The organism is Isoptericola cucumis, assembly GCF_014635665.1.
In the GTDB taxonomy this organism is placed as follows: domain Bacteria; phylum Actinomycetota; class Actinomycetes; order Actinomycetales; family Cellulomonadaceae; genus Isoptericola; species Isoptericola cucumis.
This window is the reverse complement of the sequence record NZ_BMDG01000001.1, coordinates 300,558-317,708: the sequence shown is the minus strand read 5'-3', so window position 1 is coordinate 317,708 and position 17,151 is coordinate 300,558. Positions and strand designations below refer to the sequence as shown.

Below are 17,151 nucleotides of genomic sequence, written 5' to 3'. Positions count from 1 at the left end.
GGGGTGCCGGGTCCGCGGGCAGGATCGGCGGTCCGGGCTCCGCGGGGTCGCCGGTAGACTGGCCGCGCGCCGTGGGGGCGCTCCCGCCCGGACCGACGCCGGATGCCGGCACCGCACCGCGGTGCGGTGATCACCCGGACCGGGGCCCTGAGCAGCAGTCCGAGTACTCGTGCGACCCGAGGGAAGTTGATGACCGCCGCACCCGACCAGCAGGTCGACCAGCAGGTCGACCAGCAGCTCGACACCGTCGAGCACGCCGCCACCACCCCCGACGAGGTCCAGCCGTTCGCCGCGCTGGGCCTCAAGCCGGACGAGTACCAGCGGATCCGCGACATCCTGGGCCGCCGCCCGACGGCCGCCGAGCTCGCGATGTACTCGGTGATGTGGTCCGAGCACTGCTCGTACAAGTCGTCCAAGGTGCACCTCAAGAAGTTCGGCGACCGCGTCACCGACGAGATGAAGAAGCACCTGCTGGTGGGCATCGGCGAGAACGCGGGCGTCGTCGACGTCGGCGACGGCTGGGCGGTCACCTTCAAGGTCGAGTCGCACAACCACCCGTCGTTCGTCGAGCCGTACCAGGGCGCCGCGACCGGCGTCGGCGGCATCGTGCGCGACATCATCTCGATGGGCGCCCGCCCGGTGGCCGTGATGGACCAGCTGCGCTTCGGCGCCGTCGACCACCCCGACACCGCGCGCGTCGTGCACGGCGTGGTGAGCGGCGTCGGCGGCTACGGCAACTCCCTCGGCCTGCCGAACATCGGCGGCGAGCTCGTCTTCGACGCCTCCTACCAGGGCAACCCGCTCGTCAACGCGCTGTGCGTCGGCGTGCTGCGGCACGAGGACATCCACCTGGCCAACGCCTCGGGCGTCGGCAACAAGGTGGTGCTCTTCGGCGCGCGCACCGGCGGCGACGGCATCGGCGGCGCCTCCATCCTCGCGTCGGAGACGTTCGAGGACGGCGTCCCCGCCAAGCGCCCGAGCGTGCAGGTGGGCGACCCCTTCATGGAGAAGGTGCTCATCGAGTGCTGCCTCGAGCTCTACGCCGCGCAGGTGGTGGAGGGCATCCAGGACCTCGGCGCCGCGGGCATCTCCTGCGCCACCTCGGAGCTGGCCTCCAACGGCGACGGCGGCATGCACGTGTGGCTCGACGACGTGCTGCTGCGCGACCCCACGCTCAACGCGGGCGAGATCCTCATGTCGGAGTCGCAGGAGCGCATGATGGCCGTGGTCCGGCCGGAGAAGCTCGACGAGTTCCTCGCGATCACGGGCAGGTGGGACGTCGAGACCGCCGTCGTCGGCGAGGTCAACGACTCCGGCCGCCTCACCATCGACCACCACGGCCAGCGGATCGTCGACGTCGACCCGAAGACGGTCGCGCACGAGGGTCCGGTCTACGAGCGCCCCTACGCACGGCCGGCCTGGCAGGACGCCCTGTCGGCGGACACCACGGTGGCCGCCGGGCTGGCGCGCCCGACGTCGGCGGACGGCCTGCGCGCGACCGCGCTGCGCCTGCTCGCGTCGCCCAACCTCGCCTCCAAGGCGTGGGTCACCGACCAGTACGACCGCTTCGTGCAGGGCAACACCGCGCTCGCGCAGCCCGACGACGGTGGCGTGGTCCGGGTCGACGAGGCCACGGGCCGCGGCGTCGCGCTCGCGACGGACGCGAACGGGCGCTACGGCAAGCTCGACCCGCGCACGGGCGCGCAGCTCGCGCTCGCGGAGGCGTACCGCAACGTCGCGACGACGGGCGCGACGCCGATGGCGGTCACCGACTGCCTGAACTTCGGCTCGCCCGAGCACCCGGACTCCATGTGGCAGCTCGTCGAGGCGATCGAGGGCCTGGCCGACGCGTGCCAGGAGCTCGGCGTGCCCGTCACGGGCGGCAACGTGTCGCTCTACAACGGCACCGGCGAGCCGGGCCAGATCGACTCGGCCATCCACCCGACGCCGGTCGTGGGGGTGCTCGGGGTGCTGGACGACGTCCGCACCGCGGTGCCGTCCGGCTGGCAGCGCGACGGCCTGTCGGTGCTGCTGCTCGGCACGACCGCCGACGAGCTCGACGGCTCCGCCTGGGCGGACGTGGAGCACGGGCACCTGGGCGGCCTGCCGCCGCGCGTCGACCTGGCCGCCGAGCGGGCGCTCGCGTCCGTGCTCGTCCGCGGCCGTGAGCTGGGCCTCGTCGCGGCCGCGCACGACCTCTCCGAGGGCGGGCTGCTCCAGGGCCTGGTCGAGGCGTCGCTGCGCTTCGGCGTCGGCGCCTCGGTGGCCGTCGACGGCGTCACCGGCCGCGACGGCGTGAGCCCGTTCGCCGCGCTCTTCAGCGAGTCGACGGCGCGCGCGTTCGTCGCCGTCGACCCCGAGCACGAGCTGGAGCTCGTCGAGGTGGCCGAGGCGGCGGGCGTGCCCGTGCTCCGGCTGGGCGAGACCGGCGGGGAGTCGGTCGTCGTCGCGGGCGGGTTCGACGGCGGCTCCTTCACGCTGCCGCTGGCGGAGGCGCGCGAGGCGCACGAGGCGACCCTGCCGCGCATCTTCGGCTGAGGCGCAGACTCAACCGACAGACGGCTCGGCTGACGACCGTCCCAGCCCGGGGTCACGGTCTCGCAAAATGAGACAAAGACTCGTTCCGTGGCGAGACTGCCATAGTGAACGGTGGCCGACGTCCGTTCGTGGGCCCGCTGTACCTGTACGACGAACCCGAGGAGCACCATGGAAGACCGCTTGCAGCCAGCCTTTGCCGAGGTGCTGCGACGCAACCCCGGCGAGGTGGAGTTCCACCAGGCCGTGCGCGAGGTCTTCGAGTCGCTCGGTCCGGTCCTGCGCAAGAACCCGCAGTACACCGAGGCCGCCGTGCTCGAGCGGATCTGCGAGCCGGAGCGGCAGATCATCTTCCGGGTGCCGTGGGTCGACGACACGGGCCGCGTGCGGACCAACCGCGGCTTCCGGGTCGAGTACAACTCGGCGCTCGGGCCGTACAAGGGCGGACTCCGCTTCCACCCGTCGGTCTACCTGGGCATCGTGAAGTTCCTCGGCTTCGAGCAGATCTTCAAGAACGCCCTCACCGGGCTGCCCATCGGCGGCGGCAAGGGCGGGTCGGACTTCGACCCCCGCGGCCGCTCCGACGGCGAGGTCATGCGGTTCTGCCAGTCGTTCATGACCGAGCTCTACCGCCACATCGGCGAGTACACCGACGTCCCCGCGGGCGACATCGGGGTCGGCGGGCGCGAGGTCGGCTACCTCTTCGGCCAGTACAAGCGGATCACCAACCGCTACGAGTCGGGGGTGCTGACGGGCAAGGGCCTCACCTGGGGCGGGTCGCTCGTGCGCAAGGAGGCCACCGGCTACGGCTCCGTGCTGTTCGCGCAGGACATGCTCGGCACCGTCGGCGAGAGCCTCGACGGGCGCCGCGTCTCGGTGTCCGGCTCGGGCAACGTCGCCATCTACGCGGCCGAGAAGGCCCAGCAGCTGGGCGGGCGGGTCATCACCTTCTCCGACTCCTCCGGCTACGTCGTCGACGAGGCGGGCGTGGACCTCGAGCTGCTCAAGCAGATCAAGGAGGTCGAGCGCGGGCGGGTCTCCGACTACGCCGAGCGCCGGCCGGGGGCGCGCGTCGTGACGGCGGGCTCCCTCTGGGAGGTGCCGACCGACGTGGCCCTGCCCTGTGCCACGCAGAACGAGCTCACCGAGTCGGACGCCAAGCACCTCGTGGCGAACGGCGTCCGCGCCGTCGCCGAGGGGGCGAACATGCCGACGACGCCCGAGGCGGTCGCGCTGCTGCGCGACGCCGGCGTGCTCTTCGGCCCGGGCAAGGCGGCCAACGCCGGCGGCGTCGCGACGTCCGCGCTCGAGATGCAGCAGAACGCGTCGCGCGACTCGTGGAGCTTCGGCTACACGGAGCAGCGCCTGGCCGAGATCATGGGCGGCATCCACGACCGCTGCCTCGCGACGGCCGACGAGTACGGGGCGCCCGGCGACTACGTCGTGGGCGCGAACGTGGCGGGCTTCACCCAGGTGGCCGACGCGATGATCGCGCTGGGCGTGATCTGACCGGCGCACGTCCCTGCGCACACGACGACGGCGCGGCTCCTGTCCAGGGAGCCGCGCCGTCGTGCGTCGTGCCGGCGCCGAGGTCGGCGCCCGGGGTCAGGCCCCGGTCTCGGCGTTCTCGGACGAGATCATCCACGCCTGCTTCTCGAGGTCGGTGATGACCTCGTGCAGCAGGTCGGCGGTGGTGGGGTCCTCGGCGTCGACGTCGTCGTGGACCTCGCGCGCGACCTCGACGGTCTGCGCCACGCGCTCGACGATCGCGTCGACCGTGTCGCCGACGGACACCAGCCCGGCCGGATACGGGGAGAGGTCGGTGGTCGTGGCGACGGTCTCCGTGCGGCCGTCCGGCACCGCCTGGAGGGCGCGCAGCCGCTCGGCGATGACGTCGCTGTGCTCGCGCGCGACGTCGACGAGCTCGTCCAGCTGGAGGTGCAGGTCGCGGAACCCGCGGCCGGTCACGTTCCAGTGGGCCTGCTTGCCCTGGACGTGCAGGTCGACCAGCGCGACGAGCAGGCGCTGCAGGTGGGCGCGCAGCTTGTCGGACGCCTCGGCTCGGGCGGTGTTGCGCTTGATCGTGGGTGCGGACATCGGTGCGCCTCGCTTCCTCGCGGCTGATCGCCCGGGTCGTGCGGCGGTCACCCGCATGCTCGTCGTTCCGCCTGAAGGGCGGCTCGTTTTCTTGAACGATTCCAGGATAGGGAGGGTGGGCCGGGTCCGCCAGCAAGGCCAGGCGAGCCTTCGTCGCCCGAGGGTCGGTCGCCGTGACGTCGGTGGCGGTTCGTCGCCCCGGTGGTCGCGAGCACGGCCGCGGAATCCTATGGTGAAGGAGGATCGCGGGTCCGGGTGAGGTGCACCGATGACGTGGCAGCTGGCGTTCGTGGTGGTGACGGTCGTCCTGGTGGCGGCGTTCGCCTCCCGGTCGTGGCTGCGCTCCGACAGCCATGGAGAGGCGATGGCGCGGCGCGACCTGCGTCGTCGTGCGGCGACGGCCGACCCGCTCGTGACCCTGGCGATCCAGGTCAGGCTCGGCCAGCTCGCCGGCGAGCTGCACCGGCTGACCGACGACCCGGACGTCTTCGCGCGAGCCCACCACTGGCGTGCCGTGCAGAGCGCCTACGACGCGCTGCTGCGCGAGGCGTGCCGGCTGTCGGGCCTCCCGGTCGTCGAGGCGCCCCTGCGCGCCGACGAGCGGACCGCGGCGGACGAGAGGCTGCGTGAGGAGCTGGAGCTCAGCTCCCGCGGCTGGTCCTGGTAGGCCCCAGGTCATCCCCTTCGAGAACGTCATCGTGGACGAAACAAGGCCTCGAGACGTCCACGATGACGTTCTCGAAGGGGATGGGGGACGACGACGCCCCGCCGTCCTGACGGACGACGGGGCGTGCTGCCTCGGCAGGGTGGGCCTGCTTCAGCGGGACAGGCCTGCCTCGGCGGGCCTACCTCGGCATCAGAGCGCCGCGAGGGCGCCGTTGAACGTCGCGGACGGGCGCATCACGGCGCCCGCCTTGGCCGGGTCGGGACGGTAGTACCCGCCGACGTCGGCAGGGTTGCCCTGCACGCCGACGAGCTCGTCCACGATCGTCTGCTCCTGCTCGGCGAGCTTCGCCGCGAGCGGGCCGAACGCGGCGGCCAGCTCGGCGTCGTCGGACTGCGCCGCGAGCTCCTGGGCCCAGTACAGCGCCAGGTAGAAGTGCGAGCCGCGGTTGTCGATGCCGCCCACGCGACGCGTCGGCGACTTGTCCTGGTCCAGGAAGGTGCCGGTCGCACGGTCCAGGGTGTCCGCGAGGACCTGCGCCCGGGCGTTGTCCGCCACGGACGCCAGGTGCTCGAACGACGCGGCCAGCGCGAAGAACTCGCCGAGCGAGTCCCAGCGCAGGTAGTTCTCCGCGAGGAGCTGCTGCACGTGCTTGGGTGCCGAGCCGCCGGCGCCGGTCTCGAAGAGCCCGCCGCCGTTCATCAGCGGCACGACCGACAGCATCTTGGCCGACGTGCCCAGCTCGAGGATCGGGAACAGGTCGGTGTTGTAGTCGCGCAGCACGTTGCCCGTCACCGAGATGGTGTCCAGGCCCTGGCGGATGCGCGCGAGCGAGAACGCGGTGGCCTCGGCCGGGGCCATGACGTGGATGTCGAGGCCGTCGGTGTCGTGGTCGCCGAGGTACTGCTCGACCTTGGCGATGAGCTGGGCGTCGTGCGCGCGCTGCGCGTCCAGCCAGAACACGGCCGGGGCGCCGGTGGCGCGCGCGCGGGTGACGGCGAGCTTGACCCAGTCGCGGATCGCGACGTCCTGCGTCTGGCAGGCACGCCAGATGTCGCCGGCCTGCACGTCGTGGCTGATCAGCACGTCGCCTGCGGCGTCGACGACCTCGACGGTGCCGTCGGCCGGGATCTCGAACGTCTTGTCGTGCGAGCCGTACTCCTCGGCCTTCTTGGCCATGAGGCCGACGTTCGGCACCGAGCCCATCGTGGCCGGGTCGAGGGCGCCGTGGGTGCGGCAGTCGTCGATGACGGTCTGGTACACGCCGGCGTACGACGAGTCGGGGATGACGGCGAGGGTGTCGTGCTCGGCGCCGTCGGGGCCCCACATGTGGCCGCCGCCGCGGATCATCGCCGGCATGGAGGCGTCGATGATGACGTCCGACGGCACGTGCAGGTTGGTGATGCCCTTGTCGGAGTCGACCATGGCGAGCGCCGGGCCGTCCGCGAGCCCCTGGGCGACGGCGGCCTTGATGGCCTCGCCGTCGGGCAGCGTGTCGACGGCGGCGAGCAGGCCGCCGAGCCCGTCGTTGGCGGAGACGCCCGCGGCCTTGAGCTGGTCGCCGTACTGCGCGAACAGCGCCGGGAAGAACGCACGCACGACGTGGCCGAAGATGATCGGGTCGGAGACCTTCATCATGGTCGCCTTGAGGTGCGCGGAGAACAGCACGCCCTCGGCCTTGGCCCGCGCGACCTGCTCGGCGAGGAAGGTGTTGAGCGCTGCGACGGACATGAACGTCGCGTCGACGACCTCGCCCTCGAGGACGTTGAGCCCGTCCTTGAGGACGGTCGTGCCGTCCGCGGTGACGAGGCGGATGGTCAGGGTGTCGTCGGCGGGCAGCACGACCGACTTCTCGTTGGAGAAGAAGTCGCCGGCGCCCATCGTCGCGACGTTCGTCCTGGAGTCGGCCGACCAGGCGCCCATGCGGTGCGGGTGCGCCTTGGCGTACGCCTTGACCGACGCGGGCGCGCGGCGGTCGGAGTTCCCCTCGCGCAGCACCGGGTTGACGGCGGAGCCCTTGACCTTGTCGTACCGGGCACGGACGTCCTTCTCCGCGTCGGTCCGGGGGTCCTCCGGGTAGTCCGGGATCGCGTAGCCGGCGGCCTGCAGCTCGGCGACGGCGGCCTTGAGCTGCGGCGTGGAGGCCGAGATGTTCGGCAGCTTGATGATGTTGGCCTCGGGCGTCGTGGCCAGCTCGCCCAGCTCGGCGAGGGCGTCGCCGACGCGCTGGTCGTCGGTGAGGCGCTCCGGGAACTGGGCGAGGATGCGCCCGGCCAGGGAGATGTCGCGGGTGGTGACGGCGACGCCGGCCTTCGCGGCGTACGCCTCGACGATCGGGAGGAACGAGTACGTCGCGAGCAGCGGCGCCTCGTCGGTGTGCGTGTAGATGATCGTGGCGGCCTCGGGCCGGGACTCCGTGGTCATGCGGGGATGCTCCCTAGGCAGGGCAGTGGTGGACGAGAGATTGTTTGACATCAAGATATCTGGCGTCCCGCGGGCCTGTCGAAAGACGGGAGGCGCCCGCCACGCCGGGGAGGCTCCTGGCGCGCGCCGCGGGGTGCGGGGAACTACGGTCGAGCCGTGCCATCGCGTCATCTGCACCTCGCTCTGACCTCGTCCGACGACGTCGCGGACGCGCTCGCCGCGCTGCGCGCCGAGGTGGGGCTGCCGGCCATGTTCCCCGCCGAGGCCAGGGCCGAGGCCGAGGAGGCGGCGCGCGCGGGGTTCGAGGCGGACGAGCGCGGCCGGCAGGACCGCCGCGACGTCGAGCTCGTGACCATCGACCCGCCGGGGTCCATGGACCTGGACCAGGCCGTCCACGTGGCGTCGTCGGGGCGCGGGTACGTCGTGCGGTACGCGATCGCCGACGTCGCCGCGTTCGTGCGGCCGGGTGGCGCCCTGGACACGGAGGCGCAGCGGCGTGGCACCACCGTCTACGGACCGGACGCGCGGACGCCGCTGCACCCGGTCGCGCTGTCGGAGGGGGCGGCGAGCCTCCTGCCCGGCGAGGACCGGCCGGCGGTGCTGTGGACGATCGGGCTCGACCCGAGCGGGGAGATCACCAGTGCCGAGGTCACGCGGGCGCTGGTGCGCTCCCGGGCGCGGCTCACGTACGGGGAGGCGCAGGCGTCGCTCGACGGCGGGGTGGCGTCGGAGTCGCTCGCGCTGCTCGCCGACGTCGGGCGGCTGCGCCAGGAGCGCGAGCGGGAGCGCGGCGGGGTCTCGCTCGACGTGCCGGAGCAGGAGATCGTGCCCGACCCCGAGGGCGGCTTCGGGCTGGAGCTGCGGCGCACGCTGCCCGTGGAGGGGTGGAACGCGCAGATCTCCCTGCTGACGGGGATCGCCGCCGCGACGATCATGCGCGAGGGCGGGGTGGGGCTGCTCCGCACGCTCCCGCCCGCGGACCGACGGGACGTCGACCGGCTCCGCAGGACGGCGGCTGCCCTCGGCATCGACTGGCCGGAGGGGCTCCCGTACGCCCAGCTGCTGCCGGTGCTCTCGTCCCGCCGCCCCGCGCACGCGGCGTTCCTCAACGAGGCGACCACGCTCTTCCGCGGCGCGGGCTACCTGGCGTTCGGGGTGCCGGGCGCCGGGGCCGCCACGAGCGACCCGTCGCCCGACGCCGCGCGGCACGCCGCGATCGCCGCCGAGTACGCGCACGTCACCGCGCCGTTGCGGCGCCTCGCCGACCGGTACGCGACGGAGGTGTGCCTGGCCCACGCCGGCGGTCGCGAGGTCCCCGACTGGGTGGCCGAGGCGCTGCCGGGGCTGCCGGGGACCATGGCGGCCGCAGCGCGGCGTGCGGGGACGTTCGAGCGCGGTTGCCTGGACGTCGTCGAGGCGGCGCTGCTGACCGGTCGTGAGGGCGAGACCTTCGACGGCGTCGTCGTGGAGGTGCACGGTGACGGCACGAGCGGCGGCACGGACGGTGCGCGCCGCGGCGAGGTGATGCTGCGCGAGCCGGCGGTGCTGGCCCGCCTGGACGGGCCGGACCTGCCGCTGGGCGAACGCGTGCGGGCGACCCTCGCCGAGGCGTCCGTCCCCGAGCGCACGGTGCGCTTCACGCTCTCCTGACCGTCGTCGCCCGGACGCGTCGGCCGTTGCGTCCGCCGCACGTCCGACCGGCGGACGGCGGGGCGGTCAGGGCTCGAGGTCGGTCGCGCCGGTGGCGCCGGGCAGGCGCAGGGGGACCGAGACCTGGTCGTGCGCGATGCGCCAGCCTTCGGCCGTGCGGCGGAAGCCGAAGGTGACCCGCACCCACATGCCCGGCGTCGTCGTGCCGTCGCGCAGCGTGCCGCTGAGGCGGCCGAAGCCGTGCCCCCAGGCGACGTGCTCGTCGACCGCGAACGCGAGGCCGCGCACCTCGTAGCCCACCTCCTGGAAGGCGGCGAAGACCCGCGCCCAGTTCTCGAGCTTCGCGTCGACGCCCGCGTGCTGCAGCGGGGGCTCCATGTCGAACGACACGACGTCCGGCGTGTAGAGCCGCCTCAGGGCCTCCAGGTCCCGGGCCCGCAGGCCCTCGGTGATCGCACCGACCAGGTGCCGGAGCGGGTTCTCGTCGTGGATGGTCATGTCCGTCCTTCCCGTGGGGTCTCTCGCTGACGACGACGTGGTGGGGCCGGGTGTGACGGAGAGGCTTCGTGCCGGTGCGAGATGACGTTTTGATAACACTCCTGCCTTATAACGATTCAACCTCTAGCCGAACACCGGAGGGTATTCGTTAAGGTCCCTTCCGTACGGCCCGTCGAGGGGCCGCCGCGGCGTGACGACGCGCTGCCGACCTGGGAGGACCAAGGATGATCCGAGGCAAGAGTCGCGGACGACGGCTGGCTGCTGCCGTCGCCGCGCTGACGAGCGTGACCCTGCTGGCCGCTGCATGCTCCGGCGCCGCGGGCGGCGACGAGCCGGCCGGCGAGTCCGGTGGCCCCGCCGCCGAGGGGGCGGCCACCGACCGAGAGCTCGTGATCTGGGCGGGTTCGCAGACCCCGATCACGGCCAACTTCAACCCCTACGCCGTGGGCGTGCTGCACCTGGCCAACGGCGGCATCTACGAGACCCTCCTCGCCTACAACAAGCTCGAGGACGTCGAGCCGACGCCCATGCTGGCCGAGTCGTTCGAGTGGAACGCCGACGGCACCGAGCTCACCGTGACCCTCCGCGAGGGCGTGCAGTGGAACGACGGCGAGGCGTTCACCGCCGACGACGTCGTCTACTCGTTCACCAACGACACGGCCAAGCCGGAGTACCTCGCGGACGCGAACGCGACGGACGACACCACCGTCGTCCTCAGCTTCGACGAGCCGGCCTTCGCCAACGAGTTCGCGATCCTCGGCAGCACCTACATCGTCCCGGAGCACGTCTTCTCCCAGCACGAGTCCGACACGGGCGAGGACGCCGAGGGCGCCGCCCTCAAGGGGCTGGTGGCCTGGGCGAACGCCGAGGCGCCCGTCGGCACCGGGCCCTACGAGCTCGACTCCGCGTCCAACGCCGCCTACACGGCCAAGGCGAACCCGGACTACTGGGGCGGGGAGCCGAAGGTCGCGTCGCTGCGCTACGTCGGCATCGACGCGAACCAGTCCGCGGAGGACCTGCTGACCACCGGCGAGATCGACTGGACCACGATGTTCGTGCCCGACCCCGAGCGGGTCACCTCCACCGGCGCCTACGGGTATGTCAACACCCCGATCGACCCGGTCGTGCTGTACACCTGCGCCAACACCGACCTCGGCTGCGAAGGCGACCAGACCGACGTGGCCGTGCGCCAGGCCCTGAACGTCGCCATCGACCGGTCCGAGATCAACGAGAAGGCGTTCGTCGGGCTGGCCACGGAGATCTCGCCGACCTACGCGCTGCTCGGTCGTGACGACAAGTGGATCGCGGACGGCATGCCCGCCGAGTCCCCGCAGACGGCCGACGCGGCCGCCGCGGGCGCGATCCTCGAGGAGGCCGGGTACACCAAGGGCGCCGACGGCTTCTACGCCAAGGACGGCGACCCCGTGGAGATCACCCTCACCTCGGTCGACGGCTGGACCGACTTCAACAACGCGGCGAAGCTGATCGAGGAGCAGGCGCGCGCCGCCGGGCTCAAGGTCACGGCCTCGACCGTCTCCTGGAACGAGTTCGCCGACACCCGGGTGTCGGGCGAGTTCGAGCTCATCATGGGCGGCGTCGTCGGCACGTCGATCGCCGACCCGTTCCAGATCTACCGCGAGTGGTTCTCCGGCGACTACACGCAGAAGGTCGGCACCGCCCTCGAGCCCGGCGAGTGGAACTTCTCCCGGTACGCGAACGACGAGGTGGACGCCGCGGTGCAGGCCGCGTCCGAGACGAACGACGAGGACGCCAAGGCGGAGGCGTACGCCACCGTCCAGGAGCACATCGTCGACGACCTGCCGTACATCCCGCTCGTGGTGAACGCCACCCAGACGTTCTTCAACACCACCGCGTACACCGGCTGGCCCACCGAGGACGACATGTACATGTTCCCGCCGTCGTGGCAGGGACCGTCGTCCGGCGTCGTCCTCGGCAAGCTCGGCGGCGCCGAGTAGCCGCTCCGCCGACGACGACCGGACGGTGGCCGGCGGGCGGACCCGCCCGCCGGCCACCGTCAGCACACCACCACTCCAGGAGGAGCCGCATGCCCCGGACACCGACGGGCAGGGGAGCGCCATGAAGTTCTACGCACGCCGGATCGCGTTCTACGCGGTCACGCTGTGGGCCGCCATCTCGCTGAACTTCTTCATCCCGCGCCTGCTGCCCGGCGACCCGTTCACCATCCTCATGGCCAAGCTGCAGCGCAGCGGCGACATCCCGGCCGGTGTGGAGAACAGCATCCGGCTCCTCCTGGGCGCCACGCAGGACCAGTCCCTGTGGGAGCAGTACGTGACCTACTGGGGGAACCTGCTGCGCGGCGACCTGGGGATCTCGGTGACGAACTTCCCCACCCCGGTCACCGAGCTCATCGGCGACGCCCTGCCGTGGACCCTCGGGCTGGTCGGCACCGCCACGATCCTGTCGTTCGTGCTCGGCATCGGGCTCGGGGCGCTGGCCGGCTGGAAGCGGGGCACGTGGGTGGACAGCCTCGTGCCGAGCACCACGATGCTCCAGTCGCTGCCGTACTTCTGGGTCGCGCTGGTGCTGATCTTCGCGTTCAGCGTGTCCCTCCAGTGGTTCCCCATCATCGGCGCCTACGACGTCTTCCACTTCAACGGGCCCGAGTGGAGCTGGGCGTTCGTCGGCTCCGTGCTCTACCACGCGTTCCTCCCGGCGGTCACGATCGTCATCTCGTCCGTGGGCGGCTGGCTGCTCGGGATGCGCAACATGATGGTGTCCACGCTGTCGGAGGACTACGTGACGACGGCGGAGGCCAAGGGGTTGCGACCGCGCCGCGTCTTCACGACGTACGCCATGCGCAACGCGGCGCTGCCGTCGCTCGCCGGGTTCGGCGTCTCGCTCGGCTTCGTGGTCGCGGGGTCGCTCGTCATGGAGCAGGTCTTCACCTACCCCGGCGTGGGCAAGCTGATGATCACCGCCGTGCGCAACAACGACTACGCGCTGATGCAGGGCGTCTTCCTGGTCATCACGCTCGCGGTCCTCGCGGCGCTGTTCCTCATGGACCTCATCTACGGCTTCCTGGACCCGAGGACGCGGCACAATGACTGACATCCCCACGCCCACCCCCACCGAGACCGCCGCCGTCGCGGCCCGCCCCGCCCGGCGCTCCGGTCTGAGGCAGTCGCTGCCCTCGATGTCGGGCAAGCTGCTCGCCGGGCTGATCCTCATCGGCGCGATCGTGCTGTTCGCGGTCGTCGGTCCCTGGATCACCCAGGACCCGCGCAGCTCCGGCAACGACGCGATGCTCCCGCCGCAGCCCGGCCACTGGCTGGGCACCACCTCGCTCGGCTACGACGTGCTCGCGCAGCTCGCGGAGGGCGCGCGCGGCTCCTTGATCGTCGGGGTCACGGCCGGGGTCGTGGCCATCGTCCTCGCCCTGCTGTTCGGCGTCGTCGCGGGCTACCTGCGCGGCTGGACGGACGAGTTCCTCTCGCTGGTCACGGGCATCATGCTCGTCATCCCCGGCCTGCCGCTGATGATCGTGGTGGCCAGCTACCTCCAGGTGCGCAGCCTGTGGGTCGTGGCCCTCATCCTCGGCGTCACCGCGTTCGCCGGCCCGGCGGTCGTGCTGCGCTCGCAGGCGCGGTCGCTGCGGGTGCGCGACTACGTGTCGGCGGCCCGGGTGGCCGGGGAGAAGACCCCGCGCATCATCGGGGTCGAGGTGCTGCCCAACCTGCTGCCCCTGCTCGCCTCGCAGTTCCTCTTCGCGATCGTGCTCGCCATCCTCGGCGAGGCCGGCCTGTCCTACCTGGGGCTCGGCCCGAACGGGTCGATCACCTGGGGCACCATGCTCAACGAGGCGCAGGGCGGCGGTGCGCTCACCCGCGGCGCCTGGTGGTGGTTCGTGCCGCCGGGCCTCATGATCGCGCTCTTCGGCACCGGGCTGTCCCTCGTGAACTTCGCGATCGACGAGATCGTCAACCCGAAGCTGCGCCTCGCGCCGGCCGCCGCCAAGAGCGTCCGGGAGGCCCGCAAGGCAGGCAAGGACAAGCTCGGCCGCCGGCCCGCCACGGCCGGCGTCACGACCGAGCGGACGGACGTCCCTGAGGCCGACGGCCCGGCCACCGACCAGAAGGAGAGGGTCGACGCATGACGGCCACCGCCACCGGCCCGCTGAGCTCCGCCGCGCACGACGCGTACACGGCCGGCCTCGCGCCCGTCCTCACCGCCCGGGACGTGTCCATCGAGTACGAGGTCGACCCGCCCGTGCAGGCGGTCAAGGACGTGTCCCTGACGCTGCACCGGGGCGAGATCCTCGGCCTCGCGGGCGAGTCCGGCTGCGGCAAGACGACCCTCGCCTACGGGCTCGACCGGCTGCTCAAGCCGCCGGCGATCCTGCGCTCGGGCGAGGTGACGTTCCACGACGCCTCGGGCGTCGACATCGACGTCGTCGGCCTGCGGGGCGACGCGCTGCGGGCGTTCCGCTGGGACAAGGTGTCGATGGTCTTCCAGGGGGCGATGAACTCGCTCAACCCCGTGATCAGCGTGCGCAAGCAGCTCGGCGACGTGCTCACCACCCACCGGCCGCAGATGGGCCGCAAGGAGCGGGACGCGCGGTCGGCGGAGCTGCTGGAGCTCGTCGGGGTCGACCCCGCGCGCCTCGACAGCTTCGCCCACGAGCTCTCCGGCGGCATGCGCCAGCGCGTGATGATCGCGATGGCGCTCGCGCTGGGCCCGCAGGTGATGATCATGGACGAGCCGACGACGGCGCTCGACGTCGTCGTCCAGCGCGGCATCCTGCGCGAGATCATGCGGCTGCGCGAGCGGTTCGACTTCGCGGTCGTGTTCATCACGCACGACCTGCCGCTGCTGCTGGAGATCAGCGACCGGATCGCCGTCATGCGCGAGGGCGAGATCGTGGAGATCGACACCGCGGAGTCGATCTACTCCCGGGCCCAGCACCCGTACACGCGCCAGCTGCTGGCGTCGTTCCCGAGCCTCACGGGAGACCGAGGCTCGTTCGTCCGCACCGGTGCCGAGCAGGAGGGGGCGTCATGAGCTGCCTCGAGGTCCGCAACCTCGTCAAGGACTTCAAGATCCGCAGCGGCCTGCGCAGCTCCACGCTGCGCGCCGTGAACGACGTGTCGTTCACCCTGGAGCCGGGCAGGACGATCGCGCTCGTGGGCGAGTCGGGGTCGGGCAAGTCGACCGTGGCGAAGATGATCTCCCAGCTGGAGACGCCGACGTCGGGGGAGATCCTGCTCGACGACGCGCCGGTGGGACGCCGGGGGCGTGCGCTGACCGACTACCGGCATCAGGTGCAGATGGTCTTCCAGGACCCGTTCGCGTCGCTGAACCCGTACCACACGGTGGCCCACCACCTGGAGCGCCCGCTGCAGCTCCACGGCGTGGCCTCCGGCGCGGAGCTGGAGCCTGCGGTGCACGGGCTGCTCGAGCGCGTGAACCTCACGCCGGCCGAGACGTACGCCGCCAAGCGCCCGCACGAGATGTCCGGCGGTCAGCGCCAGCGGGTCGCCATCGCGCGTGCGCTCGCCCCGGGGGCGCGGTTCCTCGTCGCCGACGAGCCGGTCTCCATGCTCGACGTCTCCATCCGCCTCGGGGTGCTCAACCTGCTGGCCAGGCTGCAGCGCGAGGAGAACCTCGGCGTCCTGTACATCACCCACGACCTGGCCACCGCCCGGCACTTCAGCGACGAGATCCTCGTCATGTACCGGGGGGACGTGGTGGAGCGCGGACCGTCCGACGACGTGATCCTCGACCCGCAGCACGACTACACGAAGACCCTCCTCGCCGCGGCGCCGGAGCCGTCGCGGCACGGGCGGCTGCGCGAGGAGGTGCGGGCGGAGCTCGCCGGGGCGTGACTCCCGGCGGCGAGGTAGTGCCTCCCGCTCTCCGGTAGTGCCCGCCGCGCACGACCGGAGCACGGGAGGCACTACCTCGCGGCGCCGTGCCGGGCGGCGAGCCGCTGCCGGTGGGCCTCGTAGAGCACGACCGCGGCGGCGTTCGACGCGTTGAGCGAGCTCGCGGAGCCGGCCATCGGGATGCGGATCGTGACGTCCGCCGCCTCCAGCCACGCCCGGGACAGGCCGGCCGTCTCGTTCCCGGTGAGCAGGAGCGAAGGGCGGGTGAGGTCGAGGTCGGCGGCGTCGACGTCGCCGTGCTCGTCGGTGGCGACGACGACGAGCGGGTCGCCCGCGGCCCGCCGGTCGGCCACCCAGGCCATGACCTCGCGGTGCGAGGGGGACCGGACCACGGGCACGGCGAACAGCGACCCGGTGGAGGCGCGCACCGACTTCGGGTCGTAGGCGTCCGACGCGTGCCCCGTGGTGATCAGGGCGTCGGCGCCGAAGGCGTCGGCGGACCGGGCGATCGCGCCGATGTTCCCGGGCTGCGTGGGCCGGTCGAACACGACCCCGAGGAACTCGGGGCCGACCTCGATCCGCGCGAGGTCGTCGGGCGGCATCTCGACGACCGCCAGGAGCTCGACCGCCCCCTCCGACTTCTCGGACAGCTCCGCCAGCAGCTGCGGCGACATGGCGAGCAGCTCGCCGCGCGTGGACCGCAGCAGGTCCTGCGCCCACCCCGACAGCCGGGCCTCGGCGTCGTACAGCAGGGCCCGCACTGTCCAGCCGTGCTCGACGGCCATCGAGATCGGCCGCACCCCCTGCACGAGGAACTCGCCGGCCCGGCCGCGCTTGGTGCGGTTGGTCAGGAGAGCCTGGAGCTGCTGGAAACGGGCGTTGCGGGTCGTGATCCGGCGGGTCGCCACGAGGCCTCCGATGCGTTCGTCGCGATGGGTGGTGCCGGCGCGCGCCGGCACCGACCAGGATGCCCTATCGTGCCGCCATGCCTGCACGACGACGGACCGACCCGGTGGCGGGGCGCGCGGCGGTGGCCGCGTGGCTGGGCGGGGACACGTCCCGCGCGGTGACGACGACGGCGGTGCGGTTCACGCTCGAGGAGCTGGCCGACGTCGCGCCCGGCAACGCCGTCGAGGTGCGGGTGCCGCCCGCGGGCGCTGTGCAGGCCGTCGCCGGCCCGCGGCACACGCGCGGGACCCCGCCGAACGTGGTCGAGCTCGACACCGCGACGTGGCTCGGGCTGGTCACCGGGCGGTTGCGGTGGGCCGACGCCGTCGCGGACGGCCGGGTGCACGCGTCGGGCGAGCGGTCCGACCTCTCCGCGCTGCTCCCGCTGCAGGCGGCGCGCGAGCGGCGCTGAGCCGGCTCCGCAGGTCCGAGGGGGCCCGGTTCCGCGCGCGGGCACGGGAGAGGTCCGCT

General features: G+C 72.5%; 14 protein-coding genes. 10 read left to right on the top strand and 4 right to left on the bottom strand.

Annotation, left to right across the window (positions count from 1 at the left end; translation table 11 throughout):
- The first annotated feature begins 189 nt into the window (after nucleotides 1-189).
- Both purL and gdhA read left to right on the top strand, forming a co-directional pair.
- On the top strand, nucleotides 190-2,538 hold the full coding sequence (gene purL / locus IEW03_RS01410; RefSeq protein ID WP_188521851.1) for a phosphoribosylformylglycinamidine synthase subunit PurL: 2,349 nt from the start codon (nucleotides 190-192) through the stop codon (nucleotides 2,536-2,538).
- Nucleotides 2,539-2,706: 168 nt separating this feature from the next.
- A complete protein-coding gene (gene gdhA / locus IEW03_RS01405; protein ID WP_188521850.1) occupies nucleotides 2,707-4,044 on the top strand; it encodes an NADP-specific glutamate dehydrogenase in 1,338 nt (445 codons plus the stop codon).
- 96 nt (nucleotides 4,045-4,140) lie between these two features.
- Here the strand turns inward: gdhA and IEW03_RS01400 are convergent, their stop codons facing one another.
- Nucleotides 4,141-4,632, bottom strand: a complete 492-nt coding sequence (locus IEW03_RS01400) for a Dps family protein (RefSeq protein WP_229737302.1) — start codon at nucleotides 4,630-4,632, stop codon at nucleotides 4,141-4,143.
- A gap of 268 nt (nucleotides 4,633-4,900) precedes the next feature.
- Between IEW03_RS01400 and IEW03_RS01395 the strand changes: the two genes are divergently transcribed.
- Entirely contained in the window at nucleotides 4,901-5,299 is a 399-nt protein-coding gene (locus tag IEW03_RS01395; RefSeq protein WP_188521848.1) for a hypothetical protein, read from the top strand.
- Nucleotides 5,300-5,488: 189 nt separating this feature from the next.
- On the opposite strand, the gene IEW03_RS01390 is transcribed toward IEW03_RS01395, so the two are convergent.
- A complete protein-coding gene (locus IEW03_RS01390; protein WP_188521847.1) occupies nucleotides 5,489-7,720 on the bottom strand; it encodes an NADP-dependent isocitrate dehydrogenase in 2,232 nt (743 codons plus the stop codon).
- A gap of 156 nt (nucleotides 7,721-7,876) precedes the next feature.
- Here IEW03_RS01390 and IEW03_RS01385 point away from each other — a divergent pair, with 156 nt between their 5' ends.
- On the top strand, nucleotides 7,877-9,370 hold the full coding sequence (locus tag IEW03_RS01385; RefSeq protein ID WP_188521846.1) for an RNB domain-containing ribonuclease: 1,494 nt from the start codon (nucleotides 7,877-7,879) through the stop codon (nucleotides 9,368-9,370).
- A 66-nt stretch (nucleotides 9,371-9,436) separates the two neighbouring features.
- Here the strand turns inward: IEW03_RS01385 and IEW03_RS01380 are convergent, their stop codons facing one another.
- Nucleotides 9,437-9,868, bottom strand: a complete 432-nt coding sequence (locus tag IEW03_RS01380; RefSeq protein WP_188521845.1) for a YybH family protein — start codon at nucleotides 9,866-9,868, stop codon at nucleotides 9,437-9,439.
- A 224-nt stretch (nucleotides 9,869-10,092) separates the two neighbouring features.
- Here IEW03_RS01380 and IEW03_RS01375 point away from each other — a divergent pair, with 224 nt between their 5' ends.
- From IEW03_RS01375 to IEW03_RS01355, 5 genes are all read left to right on the top strand, one after another.
- Complete coding sequence (locus IEW03_RS01375; protein WP_188521844.1) at nucleotides 10,093-11,844, top strand: ABC transporter substrate-binding protein; 1,752 nt, start codon at nucleotides 10,093-10,095, stop codon at nucleotides 11,842-11,844.
- A gap of 121 nt (nucleotides 11,845-11,965) precedes the next feature.
- Nucleotides 11,966-12,958 (top strand): ABC transporter permease, encoded by a 993-nt coding sequence (locus IEW03_RS01370; RefSeq protein WP_188521843.1) that lies wholly within the window; start codon nucleotides 11,966-11,968, stop codon nucleotides 12,956-12,958.
- Nucleotides 12,951-14,003: an ABC transporter permease gene (locus IEW03_RS01365; RefSeq protein ID WP_188521842.1), complete on the top strand. Its 1,053-nt coding sequence runs from the start codon at nucleotides 12,951-12,953 to the stop codon at nucleotides 14,001-14,003. Before IEW03_RS01370 ends, IEW03_RS01365 begins: the two co-directional genes overlap by 8 nt.
- Nucleotides 14,000-14,908: an ABC transporter ATP-binding protein gene (locus IEW03_RS01360; RefSeq protein WP_188521841.1), complete on the top strand. Its 909-nt coding sequence runs from the start codon at nucleotides 14,000-14,002 to the stop codon at nucleotides 14,906-14,908. The genes IEW03_RS01365 and IEW03_RS01360 overlap by 4 nt, the downstream gene beginning before the upstream one ends.
- A complete protein-coding gene (locus IEW03_RS01355) occupies nucleotides 14,905-15,732 on the top strand; it encodes an ABC transporter ATP-binding protein (RefSeq protein WP_188521840.1) in 828 nt (275 codons plus the stop codon). The genes IEW03_RS01360 and IEW03_RS01355 overlap by 4 nt, the downstream gene beginning before the upstream one ends.
- A 71-nt stretch (nucleotides 15,733-15,803) precedes the next feature.
- Here IEW03_RS01355 and IEW03_RS01350 read toward each other — a convergent pair whose 3' ends face one another.
- Complete coding sequence (locus tag IEW03_RS01350; protein WP_188521839.1) at nucleotides 15,804-16,640, bottom strand: RNA methyltransferase; 837 nt, start codon at nucleotides 16,638-16,640, stop codon at nucleotides 15,804-15,806.
- Nucleotides 16,641-16,717: 77 nt separating this feature from the next.
- On the opposite strand from IEW03_RS01350, the gene IEW03_RS01345 reads away from it, so the two are divergent.
- Nucleotides 16,718-17,092: a sterol carrier family protein gene (locus IEW03_RS01345; protein ID WP_188521838.1), complete on the top strand. Its 375-nt coding sequence runs from the start codon at nucleotides 16,718-16,720 to the stop codon at nucleotides 17,090-17,092.
- Nucleotides 17,093-17,151 lie beyond the last annotated feature (59 nt).

Coding starts and splice junctions, on each gene's coding strand:
- IEW03_RS01380 (WP_188521845.1), bottom strand. CDS start 9,868: ATGACCATCCACGACGAGAACCCGCTCCGGCACCTGGTCGGTGCGATC.
- IEW03_RS01370 (WP_188521843.1), top strand. CDS start 11,966: ATGAAGTTCTACGCACGCCGGATCGCGTTCTACGCGGTCACGCTGTGG.
- IEW03_RS01345 (WP_188521838.1), top strand. CDS start 16,718: ATGCCTGCACGACGACGGACCGACCCGGTGGCGGGGCGCGCGGCGGTG.
- IEW03_RS01390 (WP_188521847.1), bottom strand. CDS start 7,720: ATGACCACGGAGTCCCGGCCCGAGGCCGCCACGATCATCTACACGCAC.
- IEW03_RS01360 (WP_188521841.1), top strand. CDS start 14,000: ATGACGGCCACCGCCACCGGCCCGCTGAGCTCCGCCGCGCACGACGCG.
- IEW03_RS01400 (WP_229737302.1), bottom strand. CDS start 4,632: ATGTCCGCACCCACGATCAAGCGCAACACCGCCCGAGCCGAGGCGTCC.
- IEW03_RS01365 (WP_188521842.1), top strand. CDS start 12,951: ATGACTGACATCCCCACGCCCACCCCCACCGAGACCGCCGCCGTCGCG.
- purL (WP_188521851.1), top strand. CDS start 190: ATGACCGCCGCACCCGACCAGCAGGTCGACCAGCAGGTCGACCAGCAG.
- IEW03_RS01395 (WP_188521848.1), top strand. CDS start 4,901: ATGACGTGGCAGCTGGCGTTCGTGGTGGTGACGGTCGTCCTGGTGGCG.
- IEW03_RS01355 (WP_188521840.1), top strand. CDS start 14,905: ATGAGCTGCCTCGAGGTCCGCAACCTCGTCAAGGACTTCAAGATCCGC.
- gdhA (WP_188521850.1), top strand. CDS start 2,707: ATGGAAGACCGCTTGCAGCCAGCCTTTGCCGAGGTGCTGCGACGCAAC.
- IEW03_RS01375 (WP_188521844.1), top strand. CDS start 10,093: ATGATCCGAGGCAAGAGTCGCGGACGACGGCTGGCTGCTGCCGTCGCC.